This is a genomic window from Streptomyces sp. Wb2n-11 (assembly GCF_001049855.1).
Lineage (GTDB): Bacteria > Actinomycetota > Actinomycetes > Streptomycetales > Streptomycetaceae > Streptomyces > Streptomyces altiplanensis.
Genome location: NZ_CVPB01000001.1, coordinates 3,948,203 through 3,966,634 on the forward strand (window position 1 = coordinate 3,948,203; position 18,432 = coordinate 3,966,634).

13 protein-coding genes are annotated in these 18,432 nt (G+C 73.2%); 12 read left to right on the top strand and 1 reads right to left on the bottom strand.

Translation table 11 applies throughout. The features are described from left to right. The first annotated feature begins 80 nt into the window (after nucleotides 1-80). The 10 genes from BN1555_RS18135 to BN1555_RS18180 all read left to right on the top strand — a co-directional run bounded on the left by BN1555_RS18135 (nucleotide 81) and on the right by BN1555_RS18180 (nucleotide 14,515). Nucleotides 81-2,981, top strand: a complete 2,901-nt coding sequence (locus BN1555_RS18135; RefSeq protein WP_093800353.1) for an FAD-binding and (Fe-S)-binding domain-containing protein — start codon at nucleotides 81-83, stop codon at nucleotides 2,979-2,981. Between the two features lie 59 nt (nucleotides 2,982-3,040). Continuing rightward, nucleotides 3,041-4,042: an EamA family transporter gene (locus BN1555_RS18140; RefSeq protein WP_093800354.1), complete on the top strand. Its 1,002-nt coding sequence runs from the start codon at nucleotides 3,041-3,043 to the stop codon at nucleotides 4,040-4,042. Nucleotides 4,043-4,118: 76 nt separating this feature from the next. After that, nucleotides 4,119-4,922, top strand: coding sequence for a TIGR03084 family metal-binding protein (locus BN1555_RS18145; protein ID WP_093800355.1), 804 nt, complete (start codon nucleotides 4,119-4,121; stop codon nucleotides 4,920-4,922). Continuing rightward, nucleotides 4,919-6,640, top strand: coding sequence for an acyclic terpene utilization AtuA family protein (locus tag BN1555_RS18150; protein WP_255306077.1), 1,722 nt, complete (start codon nucleotides 4,919-4,921; stop codon nucleotides 6,638-6,640). Before BN1555_RS18145 ends, BN1555_RS18150 begins: the two co-directional genes overlap by 4 nt. Nucleotides 6,641-6,761: 121 nt before the next feature. Continuing rightward, entirely contained in the window at nucleotides 6,762-8,369 is a 1,608-nt protein-coding gene (locus BN1555_RS18155; protein ID WP_093800357.1) for an acyl-CoA carboxylase subunit beta, read from the top strand. A gap of 11 nt (nucleotides 8,370-8,380) precedes the next feature. Then, nucleotides 8,381-10,357, top strand: coding sequence for an acetyl/propionyl/methylcrotonyl-CoA carboxylase subunit alpha (locus BN1555_RS18160; RefSeq protein ID WP_093800358.1), 1,977 nt, complete (start codon nucleotides 8,381-8,383; stop codon nucleotides 10,355-10,357). Next, on the top strand, nucleotides 10,354-11,526 hold the full coding sequence (locus BN1555_RS18165) for an acyl-CoA dehydrogenase family protein (protein ID WP_093800359.1): 1,173 nt from the start codon (nucleotides 10,354-10,356) through the stop codon (nucleotides 11,524-11,526). Before BN1555_RS18160 ends, BN1555_RS18165 begins: the two co-directional genes overlap by 4 nt. A 45-nt stretch (nucleotides 11,527-11,571) precedes the next feature. Beyond that, nucleotides 11,572-13,158, top strand: coding sequence for a 4-coumarate--CoA ligase family protein (locus BN1555_RS18170; RefSeq protein ID WP_093800360.1), 1,587 nt, complete (start codon nucleotides 11,572-11,574; stop codon nucleotides 13,156-13,158). Beyond that, nucleotides 13,155-13,889 carry an enoyl-CoA hydratase family protein gene (locus BN1555_RS18175; RefSeq protein ID WP_093800361.1) on the top strand — a complete coding sequence of 245 codons (735 nt, stop codon included), beginning with the start codon at nucleotides 13,155-13,157 and terminating at the stop codon, nucleotides 13,887-13,889. The genes BN1555_RS18170 and BN1555_RS18175 overlap by 4 nt, the downstream gene beginning before the upstream one ends. Next, entirely contained in the window at nucleotides 13,886-14,515 is a 630-nt protein-coding gene (locus BN1555_RS18180) for a TetR/AcrR family transcriptional regulator (RefSeq protein ID WP_255306078.1), read from the top strand. The genes BN1555_RS18175 and BN1555_RS18180 overlap by 4 nt, the downstream gene beginning before the upstream one ends. Nucleotides 14,516-14,588: 73 nt before the next feature. Here the strand turns inward: BN1555_RS18180 and BN1555_RS18185 are convergent, their stop codons facing one another. Continuing rightward, nucleotides 14,589-15,689: a citrate synthase 2 gene (locus BN1555_RS18185; protein ID WP_176710067.1), complete on the bottom strand. Its 1,101-nt coding sequence runs from the start codon at nucleotides 15,687-15,689 to the stop codon at nucleotides 14,589-14,591. 328 nt (nucleotides 15,690-16,017) lie between these two features. Here BN1555_RS18185 and pdxH point away from each other — a divergent pair, with 328 nt between their 5' ends. After that, nucleotides 16,018-16,641, top strand: coding sequence for a pyridoxamine 5'-phosphate oxidase (gene pdxH, locus BN1555_RS18190; RefSeq protein WP_093803480.1), 624 nt, complete (start codon nucleotides 16,018-16,020; stop codon nucleotides 16,639-16,641). 419 nt (nucleotides 16,642-17,060) lie between these two features. Further along, on the top strand, nucleotides 17,061-18,422 hold the full coding sequence (locus BN1555_RS18195; RefSeq protein WP_093800363.1) for a PAS domain-containing protein: 1,362 nt from the start codon (nucleotides 17,061-17,063) through the stop codon (nucleotides 18,420-18,422). Nucleotides 18,423-18,432: the final 10 nt, after the last annotated feature.

Sequence of the window (18,432 nt, forward strand, 5' to 3'; positions counted from 1 at the left end):
CGGGAGCGGTGTGGCTCCGGCGCGGGAGCGGGGTGGGGACGGCCGGTTCGGGCAGGGCGCGCGGGGGCATTCTTGGGTGCATGGCCGAACAGAGGAACGCGTGGCGCAGGTCCGACACGGCGGCGCTGGCGCGCGAGCTGCGCGGGGCCGTCCGCGGTGAGGTGGCCTTCGACGCGGCGGCGCGCGCCCTGATGACGATGGACGCCTCCAACTACCGGCGCGTGCCGCTCGGTGTCGTCGCCCCGCGCGACACGGAGGACGTGGCCGCCGCGCTCGCCGTCTGCCGGACGTACGGGGTGCCCGTCGTGCCGCGCGGCGGCGGCACGTCGATCGCGGGACAGGCGACCGGCACGGGCGTCGTCCTCGACTTCACCCGGCACATGCGCGCCATCACGGAACTGGATCCCGGGACCCGCACGGTCGTGGTCCAGCCGGGTGTCGTCCTCGACGATCTGCGGGCCGCGGCGGGGGTGTACGGGCTGACGTTCGGGCCGGATCCCTCCACGCACAGCCGCTGCACGCTCGGCGGCATGATCGGGAACAACTCGTGCGGCTCGCACTCGGTGGCGTGGGGAACGACGGCCGACAACATCTACGGCCTCTCGGTCGTCCGTTACGGCGGAGAGGAGCTGCGCCTCGGCCAGGGCTGGCAGAGCGACACCCCCGAAGGACTGCGCGCACTGGTGAACGGCGACCTCGCGCTCCTGCGCACCGGGTTCCCCGAACTGCCGCGCCGCATCTCCGGATACGCACTGGACGCGCTGCTTCCCGAGAACGGCGTGAACGTCGCGCGGGCGTTCTGCGGAAGCGAGGGAACGCTCGCAGTGGTGAGCGAGGCGACCGTACGCCTGGTGGAAGCACCCCGCGCACGGGCACTCGCCGTTCTCGGGTACGCCGGTGAGAGCGCCGCCGCCGAGGCCGCGCCCGCGCTCCTGCCGTACGGCCCGCTCACGGTGGAAGGGATGGCCGAAGACCTCGTTCCCGAGAACGAGCGCAGGCTGCTCCCGCGCGGCTCCGCCTGGCTCTTCGTGGAGATGGGAGGGGACTCGCCCGCCGAAGCGCTCTCGCGCGCCGAGCGGCTCGTGAAGGCCGCCCAGGCGCTCGACGGAGCAGTCGTCACGGACGCGGCCGGACAGCGCGCCCTGTGGCGCGTCCGCGAGGACGCCAGCGGTACGGCGACGCGGATGCCCGACGGGAGCGAGGCCTGGCCCGGCTGGGAGGACTGCGCCGTACCGCCCGCACGGCTCGGTGCGTACCTGCGCGACTTCAGGTCCCTGCTCACCGAACACGGCCTGCGCGGCACGCCCTACGGCCACTTCGGCGACGGCTGCATCCACGTCCGTATCGACTTCGACCTGCTGAGCGAGAGCGGCGTACGGCGCTTCCGCGCGTTCTCCGAGGAGCAGGCGGAACTCGTCGTCGCGCACGGCGGCTCGCTCTCCGGTGAGCACGGTGACGGACAGGCACGCGCCGAACTGCTTCCGAAGATGTACGGGAACGAACTCGTGGCCCTCTTCGGCCGCTTCAAGGACGTGTGGGATCCGGCCGGCGGAATGAACCCGGGCGTGCTCGCCCGCCCCGCGCGGCTGGACGAGAACCTGCGCTTCGAGGTGCTCCCCGGGCACCCCGTCGACGTCGCCTTCTCCTACCCGCACGACGGGGGCGACTTCTCGGCCGCCGTACGCCGCTGTGTGGGCGTCGCGAAGTGCCGCACCGAGCAGCCGGCGCCGGGAGCGGGCGTCATGTGCCCCTCCTTCCGCGCCACCGGCGACGAACAGCACTCCACGCGCGGGCGCGCGCGTCTGCTGCACGAAATGCTCGCGGGGGAGGTCGTCACGGACGGCTGGCGGTCGGAGGAGGTGAGGGAGGCGCTCGACCTGTGCCTGTCCTGCAAGGGGTGCCGGAGCGACTGCCCGGTGGGCGTCGACATGGCGACGTACAAGGCGGAATTCCTGCACCACCACTACAGGGGCCGTGTGCGCCCCGCCGCGCACTACGCGATGGGGTGGCTTCCCGTGTGGCTGCGTGCTGCGGCGCCGTTCGCGCGTGTGCTGCGGCACGCCTCCCGGGTGCGTCCGCTGGCCGCTCTCGTGAAGCGCCTGGGAGGCATCGCACCGGAACGCGACCTGCCGGCCCTCGCGCCCGGCACCTTCAGAAGCTGGTGGCGGGCCCGGGACAGGGCCGGGCGGCAGCCGTCCCCCGCGTCCGGTGCCAAGGCGGTCGTGCTGTGGCCCGACACCTTCACCGACCACCTCTCCCCGGACGTCGGACGGGCCGCCGTGCGCGTGCTGGAAGCGGCCGGTCTGCGGGTCACGGTGCCCCCGCGGCAGCTGTGCTGCGGCCTGACGTACGTCTCGACCGGGCAGCTCGACAGGGCCCGCGCGGTGATGCGCCGCACCCTGGACGGCATGGAACGCGCCGCCGGACTGCCCGTCGTCGTCCTGGAACCGAGCTGCGCGGCCGCGCTCAGGACGGACCTTCCCGAGCTCCTCCCGGACGACCCGGGAGCGGCCGCGCTCGCTTCCTCGGTACGCACCTTCGCGCAGGCACTGGAGGAGTACGCCCCGCACTGGAGGCCACCGGTGATCGACCGCCCGGTCGCCGGCCAGACGCACTGCCACCAGCACGCCGTACTGGGCGACGCGGCGGAACGGCGACTGCGCGAGCGGGCCGGCCTCACCGGGTCCCTCAGCGGCGGCTGCTGCGGCCTCGCCGGGAACTTCGGCTTCGAGCGCGGCCACTACGACGTGTCGGTGGCCTGCGCGGAGGAACAGCTGCTCCCCTCGGTGCGCGACGCCGCACGGGGGACGGAGCTCCTGGCGGACGGCTTCTCCTGCCGCACCCAGCTGGAACAGCTGGCGGGCCGCCGGGCGAGGCACCTGGCGGAGGTACTGGCCGAGGGACTCGCGGAGGGGCGGACAGAGGAGCCGGCGGAGGGACCGGCGCCCGGGTCGGCGCCCCGGCCGGCGGAGGGGCCGTAGGCGGACCCCGGTCAGGGGTGTGGGCAGTAGACGGTCCTGTTCCCTTTACCGTGGAGCACATGGACCAGCCCACCTCCGCCGCCCCCGGCCACGCGCCCGCCCCCACCCCCGTTCCTTCGGCGTCCGAGCCCGCCCCCGGCGGGAGCACCGGCCCCGGGGCGCGTCCCGGGGTCCGGCTCGGTCCTGTGGCGATGGTCGTGGCCGGCGGGCTGTCGGTGCAGTTCGGGTCCGCCCTCGCGGTCACGATCATGCCGAGCACGGGAGCGGCCGGTGTCGTCGCCCTGCGGCTCGCCGCCGCGGCCGTGATCCTGCTCGTGGTGTGCCGGCCACGCGTGCGCGGGTACGCGCGTGCCGACTGGTGGACCGTCGTCGCCTTCGGACTCGCCATGGCCGGCATGAACGGCTTCTTCTACCAGGCGCTGGACCGCATCCCGCTGGGCGTGGCCGTGACCCTGGAGGTGCTCGGCCCGCTCGCGCTCTCCGTGTTCGCGTCCCGCCGCGCCATGAGCGTGGTGTGGGCCGCACTCGCGCTCGGCGGCGTCGCGCTGCTCGGCGGCGGCGGCTTCGGCCGGCTGGACCCGGTCGGCGCGGCCTGCGCGCTCGCGGCGGGCGGCTGCTGGGCGGCGTACATCCTCTTCAGCGCGCGCACCGGGCGCAGGTTCCCGCAGGCGGACGGGCTGGCGCTCGCGATGGCGGTCGCGGCGCTGTTCAGCCTCCCGTTCGGACTCGCGGGGGCGGGCGGCAGGCTGCTGGAGCCGCGCACGGTGGTGCTGGGCGTGGCGGTCGCGCTGATGTCGTCCGTACTGCCGTACACGCTGGAGCTGCTGGCGCTGCGCCGGCTGCCGGCCGCGACCTTCGCCGTACTGATGAGCCTGGAACCGGCCATCGCGGCGGTCGCCGGATTCCTGGTGCTGCGCCAAGCGCTCTCCGTGACCGACGCGTTGGCGATCGCGCTGGTCATCGGGGCGAGCATGGGAGCGGTCCGGAGCCAGACGCGGCACAGGGCCCGGGAGCGGTCCGCGTCCGTCGCGCCGTCCCGCGCGAAGCCGTCACAGAAATAATGCAAGCACGCTTGCTTGTTTTCTGAAGCACTGTCATGCTCCGGGACACACCGCCCTGCCCCGAGGGGAGCGCACCGTGTCCGATCCGGCAGCCGTGCTCGACGATCTCCATGCGGAAGGGGACGAACTCGACCAGTTGGCCGACGGCCTGAGCGAGCGGCAGTGGTCGCTCGCCACGCCCGCACCGGGCTGGAGCATCGCCCATCAGATCGCGCACCTGGCCTGGACGGACGTGGCGGCACTGCTGTCCGTCACCGACCCCGAGGGCTTCGCGGCGGAGGTCCGCAAGGCGCCGGCCGCGCCCGAGCGCTTCGTCGACGAGGGCGCCGAGGCGGGAGCCGGGCTGCCGGCCGGTGAGCTGCTGGCACGGTGGCGGGACGGGCGCGAGCAGCTCCGGCGCGCGCTGCGGGCGGCGCCGGACGGGGTGAGACTCCCCTGGTACGGGCCGCCGATGAGCGTTGCCTCCATGGCGACCGGGCGGCTGATGGAGACCTGGGCGCACGGGCAGGACATCGCGGACGCGGTGGGCGTACGGCGGGAACCGACGGCGCGGCTGCGGCACGTGGCCCGGATCGGGGTGCGGGCGCGCGGCTACGCCTTCGCGGTACGGGGACTGACGCCGCCCGCCGAGGAGTTCCGGGTGGAACTGACCGCGCCGGACGGGCCGGGGCTGTGGACGTACGGGCCCGAGGACGCCCGGCAGCGGGTCACCGGCCCGGCGCTCGACTTCTGCCTCCTGGTGACGCAGCGGGCCCACCGTGACGATCTCGCCGTACGCGCCGAGGGCGCCGACGCCGACCGGTGGCTGGACATCGCGCAGGCGTTCGCCGGACCGGCGGGAGCGGGGCGCGAGCCGAAGCGGGACGGGGGAGGAGCGTGACCGCCGTGACGGAGCGGCGGCCGCTGCGGATCGGCAACGCCTCCGGCTTCTACGGCGACCGCTTCGACGCGATGAGGGAGATGCTCACCGGCGGCGCACTCGACGTCCTCACCGGGGACTACCTCGCCGAACTGACCATGCTCGTCCTCGGACGCGACCGGCTGAAGGACCCGCGGCTCGGGTACGCCAAGACCTTCCTGCGGCAGCTGGAGGAGAACCTCGCCCTGGCGCACGAGCGCGGGGTGCGGATCGTGGCCAACGCGGGCGGGCTGAACCCGGGCGGCCTCGCCGACGCCGTACGGGAACTCGCCGGCCGGACCGGCGTGCCGGTGCGGGTCGCGCATGTGGAGGGCGACGGCCTGCCGCTGCCCGAAGGGGCCCTGACCGCCAACGCCTACCTGGGCGGCGGCGGGATCGCGGAGTGCCTGCGGGCGGGCGCGGACGTGGTGGTGACGGGACGCGTCACGGACGCGGCTCTCGTCGCAGGACCGGCCGCGTGGTGGTTCGGCTGGGGGCCCGAGGAGTACGACCGCCTCGCGGGGGCGGTGGTGGCCGGGCACGTGCTGGAGTGCGGGACGCAGGCGACCGGCGGCAACTACGCGTTCTTCGCGGACCGTTCCCCCGAAGACCGCGCGAGGCGTCCCGGGTTCCCGCTCGCGGAGATCCGTTCCGACGGTTCCTCGGTCGTCACGAAGCACCGGGGAACGGGCGGTCACGTCGACACGGGAACGGTCACCGCGCAGCTGCTGTACGAGACGGGCGCACCCCGGTACGCCGGTCCCGACGTCACGGCACGCCTCGACACCGTGCGCCTCGCCCAGGACGGGCCCGACCGGGTGCGGATCTCGGACGTACGCGGGGAGGCCCCGCCGCCCGTCCTCAAGGCGGGGCTGACCCGCGTCGGCGGGTGGCGCAACGAGGTCGTGTTCGTACTGACCGGCCTGGACGTCGAGGCGAAGGCCGCGCTCGTACGGGACCAGGTGGAGGACGCGCTGCCGGCGGCCGGGCGGCCGGCGGAGGTCCGCTGGGAACTGGTGCGTACGGACCGGCCGGACGCGGACACGCAGGAGTGCGCGAGCGCGCTGCTGCGGCTGACCGTGCGGGACCCGGACCCGGCGAACGTCGGCCGCGCGGTCAGCGGAGCGGCGGTCGAGCTCGCGCTCGGCAGCTACCCGGGGTTCCACGTGACGGCACCACCCGGGAAGGGCGCTCCGTACGGAGTCTTCGAGGCGGTGTACATCGACGCCGGGGACGTCGACCACGTGGCGGTGCTGCCGGACGGAGAACGGGTGAGGGTGCCGCACCCCGTACGGACGAGGGCGGTCGAGGCGCTCGACGCGGCCGAAGCGGCCGCTGCCCCGCCCGCGGCGTGGGCGGGGCCGGCGCCGACGCGCAGGGCGCCCCTCGGACTCGTCGCGGGCGCCCGCAGCGGGGACAAGGGCGGGGACGCGAACGTCGGCGTGTGGGCACGCCCGGACGACGCGTGGCGGTGGCTGGCGCACACGCTGACGGTGGACCGCTTCCGGGAGCTGCTTCCGGAGACCGCGGACCTCCCTGTGACGCGGCACGTCCTGCCGAACCTGCGCGCGCTGAACTTCGTGGTCGAGGGCCTCCTGGGCGAGGGCGTCGCCTCCCGGGCCCGCTTCGACCCCCAGGCGAAGGCACTGGGCGAATGGCTGCGCTCCCGCCACATCGACATACCGGAGGTACTCCTGTGACGGTACGACGTTCCCGAGGGGGCTTGTTCCGGCCCGTCCGGCGTACGAGGCCCGGGGCCCTGCGCGTACCCCCCGCACCCCGGGCGACCCCCGGCGCCCCGGTGGCCCCGGCGGTGGCCCCGTGACCGTGCTCCCCTCCGCACTGGATCCCCGGTCCCCCGAGTACGCCGCCAACCGCGCCGCCATGCTCGCCAAGCTGGCCGGCCTCGACGCCGAGCACGCCAAGGCCCTCGCGGGCGGCGGCGAGAAGTACGTCGCCCGCCACCGCGCGCGCGGCAAACTGCTCGCCCGCGAGCGGATCGAGCTGCTGCTCGACCCCGACACCCCGTTCCTGGAACTGTCGCCGCTCGCCGCCTGGGGCAGCGACTACGCCGTGGGCGCGTCCATGGTCACCGGGATCGGCGTCGTCGAAGGCGTCGAGTGCGTGATCACCGCCACCGACCCGACGGTCCGCGGCGGCGCCTCCAACCCCTGGACCCTCAAGAAGGCCCTGCGGGCGAACGAGATCGCGTACGCGAACCGCCTCCCCTGCATCAGCCTCGTCGAGTCCGGCGGCGCGGACCTCCCGTCCCAGAAGGAGATCTTCGTCCCGGGCGGCGCGCTCTTCCGCGACCTCACCCGCCTGTCCGCCGCCGGGATCCCGACCGTCGCGGTCGTCTTCGGCAACTCCACGGCCGGCGGGGCGTACATCCCCGGCATGTCCGACCACACCGTCATGATCAAAGACCGGTCGAAGGTCTTCCTCGGCGGTCCGCCGCTGGTGAAGATGGCCACCGGCGAGGAGTCGGACGACGAGTCCCTCGGCGGCGCCGACATGCACGCCCGTACCTCCGGCCTCGCCGACCACTTCGCCGTCGACGAACACGACGCCCTGCGCCGGGCCCGGCGGATCGTCGCGCGTCTCAACTGGCGCAAGGCGCACGCCGACCCGGCCCCCGCCGAGCCGCCGAAGTACGACCCGGAGGAGCTGCCCGGCATCGTCCCCGGCGATCTGAAGACCCCCTTCGACCCCCGCGAAGTCATCATCCGGATCGTCGACGGCTCGGACTTCGACGAGTTCAAGCCGCTGTACGGGCCGAGCCTGGTGACGGGGTGGGCCGGGCTGCACGGCTACCCGGTGGGGGTGCTGGCCAACGCGCAGGGCGTGCTGTTCAGCGCGGAGTCCCAGAAGGCCGCCCAGTTCATCCAGCTGGCGAACCAGCGCGACATCCCGCTCCTCTTCCTGCACAACACCACCGGCTACATGGTCGGCAGGGAGTACGAGCAGGGCGGCATCGTCAAACACGGCGCGATGATGATCAACGCGGTGTCGAACTCACGGGTGCCGCACCTGTCGGTGCTGATGGGCGCCTCCTACGGCGCCGGCCACTACGGCATGTGCGGCCGCGCCTACGACCCGCGCTTCCTCTTCGCCTGGCCCAGCGCCAAGTCCGCCGTCATGGGCCCGCAGCAGCTCGCCGGTGTCCTGTCGATCGTCGCGCGCGCCTCCGCCGCCGCGAAGGGGCAGCCGTACGACGACAAGGCTGCCGAGGCCGACGCCGGCCTGCGCGCCATGGTCGAGCAGCAGATCGAGTCGGAGTCCCTGCCGATGTTCCTGTCGGGGCGGCTGTACGACGACGGGGTCATCGACCCGCGCGACACCAGGACCGTGCTCGGCCTGTGCCTGTCCGCGATCCACACGGCACCGGTCGAAGGCGCGCGCGGCGGCTTCGGCGTCTTCCGGATGTGAGGGGCTTGCCGATGATTTCTTCCGTCCTCGTCGCCAACCGGGGCGAGATCGCCTGCCGGATCTTCCGCACGTGCGCGCGGCTCGGTATCACCACGGTCGCCGTGTACTCCGACGCGGACACGGGAGCGCTCCACGCGCGTTCCGCGGACGCTGCCGTACGCCTCCCGGGAACGGCGCCGGCCGACACGTACCTGCGCGGTGATCTCGTGGTGAGAGCCGCCCTGGCGGCCGGAGCGGACGCGGTGCACCCCGGGTACGGCTTCCTCTCGGAGAACGCCGGGTTCGCCCGCGCCGTACTCGACGCCGGCCTGGTGTGGATCGGGCCGCCCCCCGGGGCGATCGACGCCATGGCCTCCAAGACCCGCGCCAAGGAACTCATGGCCGCTGCCGGCGTCCCCCTCCTGGCCCCCGTCGCCCCCGACCGGGCCGCCGAAGCGGACCTCCCGCTGCTCCTCAAGGCGGCGGCGGGCGGCGGCGGCAGAGGCATGCGCGTCGTCCGCGACCTGGCGGCACTCCCCGGAGAACTCACAGCGGCCACCGCGGAAGCCCGCGCGGCCTTCGGCGACGGTGAGGTCTTCGCCGAGCCGTACGTCGAACGCGGCCGCCACGTCGAGGTCCAGGTGATGGCCGACGCGCACGGCACGGTGTGGGCGCTCGGCACCCGCGACTGCTCCCTCCAGCGCCGCCACCAGAAGGTCGTGGAGGAGGCTCCCGCGCCCGGCCTGGACGACGCCCTGCGCACCGCCCTGTACGACGCCGCCGTGGCGGCGGCGCGGGCGGTGGACTACCGGGGCGCGGGCACCGCCGAGTTCCTGGTCTCCGCCGAGGGCCGCCCGTACTTCCTGGAGATGAACACCCGCCTCCAGGTCGAGCACCCGGTGACGGAAGCGGTGTTCGGCATCGACCTGGTGGCGCTCCAGCTGCGCGTCGCCGAGGGCGAGGCCCTGCCGCCCGGACCACCGCTCCCCTCGGGGCACGCGGTGGAGGCCCGCCTCTACGCGGAGGACCCCTCCCGGGACTGGCAGCCGCAGGCGGGCCCCCTGCACGCCCTCGACGTCTCCCCGGCGCCCGGACTGCGGCTCGACACCGGGTACGCGGCCGGGGACCTCGTCGGGGTGCACTACGACCCGATGCTGGCCAAGGTGATCGCCCACGCGCCCACCCGCGCCGAAGCGGTGCGCAAGCTCGCCCACGCCCTGGAACGGGCCCGCGTCCACGGCCCGGTGACCAACAGGGAGCTGCTCGTACGCTCACTGCGCCACCCGGACTTCGCGGCCGGGCGGCTCGACACCGGGTTCTACGACCGGCACCTGGGTGAGCTGACGAAGGCGTCCCCGGACCCCTCGCAAGGGGCGCTCGCCGCCCTCGCCGCCGCCCTCGCCGACGCCGCCGCCCGGCAGACGGCGGGAACACCGGCCGCCCGCATCGGCGGCTGGCGCAACGTGCCCTCCCGGCCCCAGGTGAAGACCTACCGGACCGAGCCCGGCGGAGAGGACCACGAGGTCCGCTACCGCGCCACCCGCGACGGCTTCACCGCGGAGGGCTTCCCGGGCGTCCGCGTGTACGACGTACGCGCCGATCACGTGAGCCTCGAAACCGACGGCGTACTGCGCCACTTCCGCATCGCCGCGCACACCGGCGGCCGGGTGTACGTCGACACGTCCACCGGCGGCTCCCACACCCTCACCGCCCTGCCCCGCTCCCCCGGACCCGCCACCCGCACCGCACCGGGCTCCCTGCTCGCGCCCATGCCCGGCACCGTCGTCCGCGTCGCCGGAGGACTCACGGAGGGCGCACGCGTCACCGCCGGACAGCCCCTGCTCTGGCTGGAGGCCATGAAGATGGAGCACCGCGTCTGCGCTCCCGCCTCCGGCACGCTCACCGCGCTCCGCACCGCCCCCGGCCACCAGGTCGAGGTCGGCGCCCTGCTCGCCGTCGTACAGGCCGAAGAGGCCGTCGAAGAGCCCCAGGAGGAACAGCAGCCATGAGCCCCGACCCCGCCGTCGCGGAGACCGAGGAACACAAAGCGCTCCGGGCGGCCGTCGCCGCTCTCGGAAAGCGCTACGGACGCGACTACGCCACCACCGTCGTGCGCGAAGGAGCGCACCCCGACGCACTCTGGGCAGAGGCCGCCAAGCTCGGTTACCTCGGGGTGAACCTCCCCGAGGAGTACGGCGGAGGGGGCGGCGGCACGGCGGAACTGGCCATCGTCCTGGAGGAGCTGGGCGCCGCCGGCTGTCCGCTCCTCATGATGATCGTCTCGCCCGCCATCTGCGGCACCGTCATCGCCCGCTTCGGCACGGACCGGCAGAAGGCCGCCTGGCTGCCCGGTCTCGCCGACGGCAGCCTCACCATGGCCTTCGGCATCACCGAACCCGACGCCGGGTCGAACTCCCACCGGATCACCACCACGGCCCGCCGCGACGGTGAGGGAAACTGGCTGCTCACCGGACGCAAGGTCTTCGTCTCCGGCGTCGACATCGCCGACGCGACCCTGATCGTCGGCCGGACGGAGGACGCGAGGACGGGCCGCCTCAAACCGTGCCTGTTCATCGTCCCCCGCGACACCCCCGGCTTCCGGCGCTCACAGATCGACATGGAACTCCAGGCACCGGAGAAGCAGTTCGAGCTGGTCCTCGACGACGTGCGCCTGCCCGCCGAAGCCCTCGTCGGCGACGAGGACGCCGGCCTCCTCCAGCTCTTCGCCGGACTCAACCCCGAACGCGTCATGACCGCCGCCTTCGCCCTCGGCATGGGCCGCTACGCGCTGGGCAGGGCCGTCGAGTACGCCAGGGAACGCACCGTCTGGAAGGCCCCCATCGGCTCCCACCAGGCCATCGCCCACCCCCTCGCCCAGGCCCACATCGAACTCGAACTGGCCCGCCTGATGACGCAGAAGGCCGCCCGCCTCTACGACGAGGGCGACGACCTCGGCGCGGGCGAGGCCGCCAACATGGCGAAGTACGCCGCCGCGGAAGCCTGCGTGAAAGCCGTCGACCAGGCCGTCCACACCCTGGGCGGCAACGGACTCACCCGCGAGTACGGCCTCGCGTCGCTCATCACCGCCGCCCGGGTGGCCCGTATCGCGCCCGTCAGCCGCGAAATGATCCTCAACTTCGTCTCCCACCAGTCCCTGGGCCTCCCCAAGTCGTACTAGGACGCGCGATTCTGGCCACCACCCCTACCGCGGGAGGAAACCGTCATGGCGTTCCAGAGCGCGTACGCGTCCGTAGAACCCGTCGAACTGCCCATCCACGAAGCGGTGCTCGGAAAGGCAGCCGAGTACGGCGGAACACCCGCCCTGATCGACGGGACGAACGGCGACACGATCACGTACAGCCAGCTCGACGCCTTCCACCGGCGCGTCGCCGCCGCGCTCACCGAGGCGGGCCTGCGGCAGGGCGACGTACTCGCCCTGCACAGCCCCAACACCATCGCCTACCCGGTGGTCTTCTACGCCGCCACGCGCGCCGGGGCCTCCGTCACGACCGTCCACCCGCTGTCCACGGCGGAGGAGCTCGCCAAGCAGCTCACCGACTCCTCCGCCCGCTGGATCGTCACCGTCTCACCGCTCCTCGGCGTGGCCCGGCGTGCCGCCGAACTCGTCGGCGGGATCGAGGAGATCTTCGTCTGCGACCACGCGGAGGGACACCGGTCGGTGCTCGACATGCTCGCCTCGACCGCACCCGAACCACGGCTCACCATCGACCCGTCCGAGGACGTCGCGGCACTCCCGTACTCGTCGGGCACCACGGGCGTCCCCAAGGGGGTGATGCTGACGCACCGCAGCATCGCCACCAACCTGGCGCAACTGGACCCCTTCATCCCCATGGGCCCCGGTGACCGCATCCTCGCCGTTCTCCCGTTCTTCCACATCTACGGCCTCACGGCCCTCATGAACGCACCCCTGCGCAACGGTGCGACGGTCGTCGTACTTCCGCGCTTCGACCTCGCCCAGTTCCTCGCGGCGATCGACCGGCACCGCATCAACGGCCTGTACGTCGCCCCGCCGATCGTCCTGGCCCTCGCCAAGCACCCCTCCGTCGCCACGTACGACCTGTCCAGCCTGGAGTACATCGTCAGCGCCGCCGCCCCGCTCGACGCCGCTCTCGCCCGGGCCTGCTCGCACCGCCTCGGCCTGCCGCCCGTCCTCCAGGCGTACGGCATGACGGAGCTGTCCCCCGGCACCCACGTCGTTCCCCGGAACGCACCGAACCCGCCCCCGGGAACGGTCGGAAAGCTGCTCCCGGGAACGGAGATGCGCATCCTCTCCCTCGACGACCCCGGCAAGGACGTGGGCGTCGGAGAGGAAGGCGAGATCGCGATCCGGGGCCCCCAGGTGATGAAGGGCTACCTCGGCCGCCCCGACGCCACCGCCGCCATGATCGACACCGACGGATGGGTACACACCGGCGACGTCGGAAGGACCGACGCGGACGGCTGGCTCTTCGTCGTCGACCGCGTGAAGGAACTCATCAAGTACAAGGGCTTCCAGGTCGCACCGGCCGAACTCGAAGCGCTCCTCCTCACCCACGAGGACATCGCGGACGCGGCGGTCATCGGCGTGTACGACGCGGACGGCAACGAAGTGCCCATGGCGTACGTCGTCCCGCAGCCGTCCGCCCGCCTCACCGAGGACGACGTGACGGCGTACGTCGCCGAACACGTCGCCCCGTACAAGAAGGTCCGCCGCGTCGCGTTCATCACCAGCGTCCCCAGGGCCGCCTCCGGGAAGATCCTCAGGCGCGAACTGCGTGCCCTGCGCGCACGTGAAGGGGACCGCGCATGACCCTGGTACCCACCGCGCACGAACGCGGGATCACCACCCTGACCCTCGACTCGCCGGCGAACCGCAACGCGCTGTCCGCACGGCTCGTCGGCGAACTCGGCGACGTCCTGTCCGCCTGCGCGAAGGACCCTGCCGTACGGGCCGTGCAGCTCACCCACACGGGGAACACCTTCTGCGCGGGCGCCGACCTCAGGTCCCCGCCCGCCCCGGCGGCCTTCGTCGCACTCCTGCGGAGCATCACCGAACTGCCCAAGCCGGTGGTGGCACGGGTGGAGGGACACGTACGGGCCGGCGGCCTCGGACTGCTCGGCGCGTGCGACATCTCCGCGGCGGGGCCCGGCGCGAGCTTCGCGTTCACCGAGTCCCGGCTCGGACTGGCCCCCGCCGTCATCTCGATGCCGCTGCTGCCGCGCCTGGACCCGCGCGCCGCCGCCCGCTACTACCTGACCGGGGAACGGTTCGACGCGGCGGAGGCGGCCCGTACGGGACTGGTCACCCTCGCGTCCGACGACGTGGACGAGGCGCTCGCGCCCGTGCTCGACGGACTGCGCAGGGCCTCCCCCCAGGGGCTGGCCGAGTCCAAGCGCCTGGTCACGGCTACAGTGCTGGCAGCTTTCGACCGGGACGCGGACACGCTCGTCGAGCACTCCGCGCGCCTGTTCGCCTCACGGGAGGCGGCCGAGGGCGTGACGGCATTCCTCGAACGACGGGACCCCGCATGGGTGCTGTGACCCCGATCCCAGTCCCGCCTCCGCACCTGGCCCCGGGCAAGACCCCCAAGCAGGAACGCTCCAGGGCCACCAGACAGCGCCTCCTGGAGGCCGCCGTGTCCTGCCTGGCCGAGCGCGGCTGGGCAGGCTCCACCGTGACCGTCGTCGCGGAACGGGCCGGTGTCTCCCGAGGCGCCGCCCAGCACCACTTCCCGACCCGCGAGGACCTCTTCACCGCAGCCGTCGAGTACGTCGCCGAGGAGCGCTCCACGGCGCTGCGCGCACTGTTCCCGCAAGGCGCCGCCAACCGCGCGGCCGTCGTCGGCGCCCTCGTCGACCTCTACACGGGACCGCTCTTCCGGGCCGCCCTCCACCTGTGGGTGGCCGCGTCCAACGAGGACCAGCTCGGCCCCCGCGTCACCGAACTCGAAAGCCGCGTCGGCCGCGAGACACACCGCATCGCGGTGGAACTCCTCGGCGCCGACGAAACGGTTCCCGGCGTACGCGAGACCGTCCAGGGCCTCCTCGACATGGCCCGCGGCCTGGGCCTCGCCAACCTCCTCACCGACGACGCGACGCGACGCCGGCGCGTGGTGACGCAGTGGGCCGCCCTGCTCGACAGCGCACTCGACGGCGCGCCGGACTGACACCTGCACGCACGTGAAACCCCGAAGGGGCCGGGGAGCAGGCAGTCCGGCCCCTGAGCCGTCGTACAACCGCTCAGCGCGCGATGTCGTCGAAACCCGTGACCTCCTGCGGGCTGCGCGACGCCGGACCGACGTACCGCGCGGAAGGCCGCACCAGACGGCCCGTGCGCTTCTGCTCCAGGATGTGCGCACTCCAGCCGGCCGTACGCGCACACGTGAACATCGACGTGAACATGTGCGCCGGGACCTCCGCGAAGTCCAGCACGATCGCCGCCCAGAACTCCACGTTCGTCGCGAGCACCCGGTCGGGACGCCGTGCGTGCAGCTCCTCCAGAGCCGCCTTCTCCAGCGCCTCGGCGACCTCGAAGCGCGGCGCGGCCAACTCCTTCGCCGTACGCCGCAGAACGCGCGCCCGCGGGTCCTCGGCACGGTACACACGGTGGCCGAAGCCCATCAGACGCTCGCCCTTGTCGAGGGCCTGCCGCACGTACGCGGCCGCGTCCCCGGTGCGCTCGATCTCCTCGATCATGCCCAGGACGCGCGAGGGCGCGCCACCGTGGAGCGGCCCGGACATGGCACCGACCGCGCCCGAGAGGGCCGCGGCCACGTCCGCGCCGGTCGACGCGATCACCCGCGCCGTGAACGTGGAGGCGTTCATGCCGTGCTCGGCGGCCGACGTCCAGTAGGCGTCGACGGCCTTGACGTGCTTGGGGTCGGGCTCGCCGCGCCAGCGCTTCATGAAGCGCTCGACGACGGTCTCCGCCTTGTCGATCTCCCTCTGCGGAACCATCGGCAGGCCCTGCCCGCGCGCCGACTGGGCGACGTACGACAACGCCATCACGGCGGCGCGCGCCAGGTCGTCGCGCGCGGTCTGCTCGTCGATGTCGAGCAGCGGTTTCAGGCCCCACACGGGCGCGAGCATCGCCAGCGCGGACTGCACGTCCACGCGGATGTCACCGGAATGGACCGGGATCGGAAACGGCTCGGCGGGCGGCAGCCCGGGATTGAACGCGCCGTCGACCAGCAGGCCCCACACGTTCCCGAAGGACACGTGCCCGACCAGGTCTTCGACGTCGACCCCCCGGTAACGGAGCGCACCGCCCTCCTTGTCCGGTTCTGCGATCTCCGTTTCGAACGCGACGACCCCTTCGAGACCGGGTACGAAGTCGGACATCAGGCGGCTCCTCATGATGTGTTCGACAAGCATCGACAAGCGGCTCACGACCAGGGGTCAGGTTTCAGGTGCCATCGGTCACCCCGGCGATTCCCCGCGCGGCAGGTGGTCACCAACCGCTTCGGAAGCAGGCACGATATCCCCTGCTGTAGGGAGGTCACAGTGCCCGGCGCCCACATTTTGGCGGGTTCCGCCGATGCGGGGAAGCGTGATTACCGGCACACTTCCCCGTTTCCCGCGCAGAGGGTTGGTGGCACCGGGTGCCGGGCAGACTGGACCACTGCGGCAGGATGGCACCGTGCCGAACCGAGATTTCGATCCCGCCGCCATGCGCGAGCACTACCGCAGCGAAGCCTTCACGGAGGCGGAACTCGCAGCCGAGCCGATGGGCCAGTTCGACCACTGGTTCGTGCAGGTCGCCGCCGGGGGCCTGCACGAACCGAACGCCATGATCCTCTCCACGGCCACCCCCGACGGCCGGCCCTCGTCCCGCACGGTCCTGCTCAAGAAGTACGACCCCCGGGGCTTCGTCTTCTTCACGAACTACGCCTCCCGCAAGGGACGCGAGATCGCGTCCAACCCGTACGTCTCCCTGCTCTTCCCGTGGCACCAGGTCGCACGCCAGGTGGTAGTCACCGGTACGGCCGCGCGGATTGGCCGCGACGAGACGGCGGCGTACTTCAGAACACGCCCGCACGGCTCGCAGCTGGGGGCCTGGGCGAGCGCGCAGTCGTCGGTGATCGCGTCACGCGAGGAGCTGCTCGCGCGCTACGACGAGCTGGCGGCGCGCTACCCCGAAACGGAGCGCGTACCGGTGCCTCCGGAGTGGGGCGGATACCGGATCGTTCCCGAGACGATGGAGTTCTGGCAGGGCCACGCGAACCGCCTGCACGACCGCCTGCGGTACGTCGCCGAGGACGGTGCATGGCGCGTGGAGCGCCTCTGCCCGTAGGGCCCCGGCCCCCCGCAAGCCCCGGGCCCGTACGCCGCCCGTACGCCCGAGAGGACCCGTGGAACGCAGAAACCCGCGGGCTCTGGTCCCTCCGGAGAGGAGCCGGCCGGACTTACCGGCGAGCCCGCGGGTCGGTGACTGCTTGGGATTTCGGCCGACACCCTGCCGGCCTGCACTGAGTGCGACGACGGGCCGTCAGCCCGCAGTCACCTCACGAGTCCGAAATGACATCACTTCCGAACCACCTCCCTTCACGTGTACCGCAAGCCTAAGAACCTGTCCCGCTCCCCACAACCGCATTACCGGCAGGCATCTTTTTCCCTGAACCGGGTGTGTGCTGCGTCACGTTCCAGTTGAATGATCCCGGGTGCGGCAGTGCAAGCAGTGCAGAGAAGGTGAACACCTGCAGGGGGTGCCAGGTGAGTGCTTCCCGGATGGGCGAGACCACCGACGCGTTCGGTCCCGACGAGCCGGGGGCGGGTTCCGGCGGTCTCCTCGCCGCGCTTCTCGACGGCATGGACGCCGCGCTCTGCGCCTTCGACGCGGACGGAGTGATCACCCACTGGAACCGTGAGGCCGAGCGGATCCTCGGGTGGACGGCCGGCGAGGCGGTCGGGCGGACCGGTTTCGCGGGGTGGGCGGCGCGCCCGGCGGACGCGGACGAGGTGCAGGGGCGGCTGATGTCGGCGATGCACGCTCCGGGCCGGCAGGTGCACGAATTCGCGCTCCTTCGCAAGGACGGCGGGCGCGTGCTCGTACGGACGCAGGCGGCGGGCGTGCAGGGCGCGGAGGGCAAGCCCGCCGGGGTGTACTGCGCGTTCAGCGAGGTGCACGCGCAGATCGACCTGGAGCGGGCGATCGCGCTGAGCGAGGCGCTCTTCGAGGACGCGTCCTGGGGCGTCGTCCTGGTGGACGTGGACCTGCGCCCGACCGTCGTCAACGCGCACGCGACGCGTGCGCTGGGCGTGGGGCGTACGGCGCTGCTGGGCCGCCCCCTGGGGGAGCTCGTCGTGCAGGGTGTGGAGGAGCTGGAGGGCGCCCTCCAGCACGTACTGGCGGAAGGGGCGCCCCCGGCCCCCGCGGAGCTGTGGGTGACGCTGCGGGCGGCGGAGTCGGGCGGGAAGCGCGGACGGCGGCGGTGCTGGCGCAGCGGCTTCCTGAGACTGGCCTCGCCGCTCGCCGAGCAACCGGTTCCGCTGGGGGTCGGCTGGCTGTTCCAGGATATCACCGAAGCGAAGGCGGCGGAACAGGAGGCCGCGCGGCAGCGGTTCCGCGGCAACCAGCTGCACCGCGCGGGGCGCGCGGCCGCCGAGTGCGAGGACCCGATGGAGGCCGCGCTGTCGTACCTCGACTTCGCCCTCGCCGGTTTCGCCGACCACGCGCTGGTCGACCTGACCGCGGGGGACCACCCGGCCCGCCTGGTCCGGGCGGCGGCCACGCCGTCGGGCGCCCCGGGCCCGTGCCTGCCGGCGACCGGCGGAGCCGGGATCCCGGTCCCGTACCCGCCCGGTCATCCGGCGCTCCAGTGCCTCGACCGGCTCGGCTCGGTACGGGCGAGCGGGGGCCCGCGGGACTGGGCGGCGCAGCGCCAGTGGCCTGAGGGCACCGTGCACGCCCTGTGCGTGGTGCTGCGCAGCCGCGGCAGGACGCTGGGTGTGGCCACGTTCCTGCGCGGTCCGAGCCGCAGCGCCTTCGAGCGCCCGGACGCGGCGTACGCGGAGAACATCGCCGTGCGCGTGGCGGCGGCGATCGACCTCCACCAGTGCCTGCGCGGGTCCTAGCCGCCGGTCG

Bases quoted from the DNA above. Each gene is read 5' to 3' on its own strand.
- BN1555_RS18165 (WP_093800359.1), top strand. From the start codon at position 10,354: ATGAGCCCCGACCCCGCCGTCGCGGAGACCGAGGAACACAAAGCGCTC.
- BN1555_RS18135 (WP_093800353.1), top strand. From the start codon at position 81: ATGGCCGAACAGAGGAACGCGTGGCGCAGGTCCGACACGGCGGCGCTG.
- BN1555_RS18160 (WP_093800358.1), top strand. From the start codon at position 8,381: ATGATTTCTTCCGTCCTCGTCGCCAACCGGGGCGAGATCGCCTGCCGG.
- BN1555_RS18140 (WP_093800354.1), top strand. From the start codon at position 3,041: ATGGACCAGCCCACCTCCGCCGCCCCCGGCCACGCGCCCGCCCCCACC.
- BN1555_RS18185 (WP_176710067.1), bottom strand. From the start codon at position 15,689: ATGTCCGACTTCGTACCCGGTCTCGAAGGGGTCGTCGCGTTCGAAACG.
- pdxH (WP_093803480.1), top strand. From the start codon at position 16,018: ATGCGCGAGCACTACCGCAGCGAAGCCTTCACGGAGGCGGAACTCGCA.
- BN1555_RS18175 (WP_093800361.1), top strand. From the start codon at position 13,155: ATGACCCTGGTACCCACCGCGCACGAACGCGGGATCACCACCCTGACC.
- BN1555_RS18170 (WP_093800360.1), top strand. From the start codon at position 11,572: ATGGCGTTCCAGAGCGCGTACGCGTCCGTAGAACCCGTCGAACTGCCC.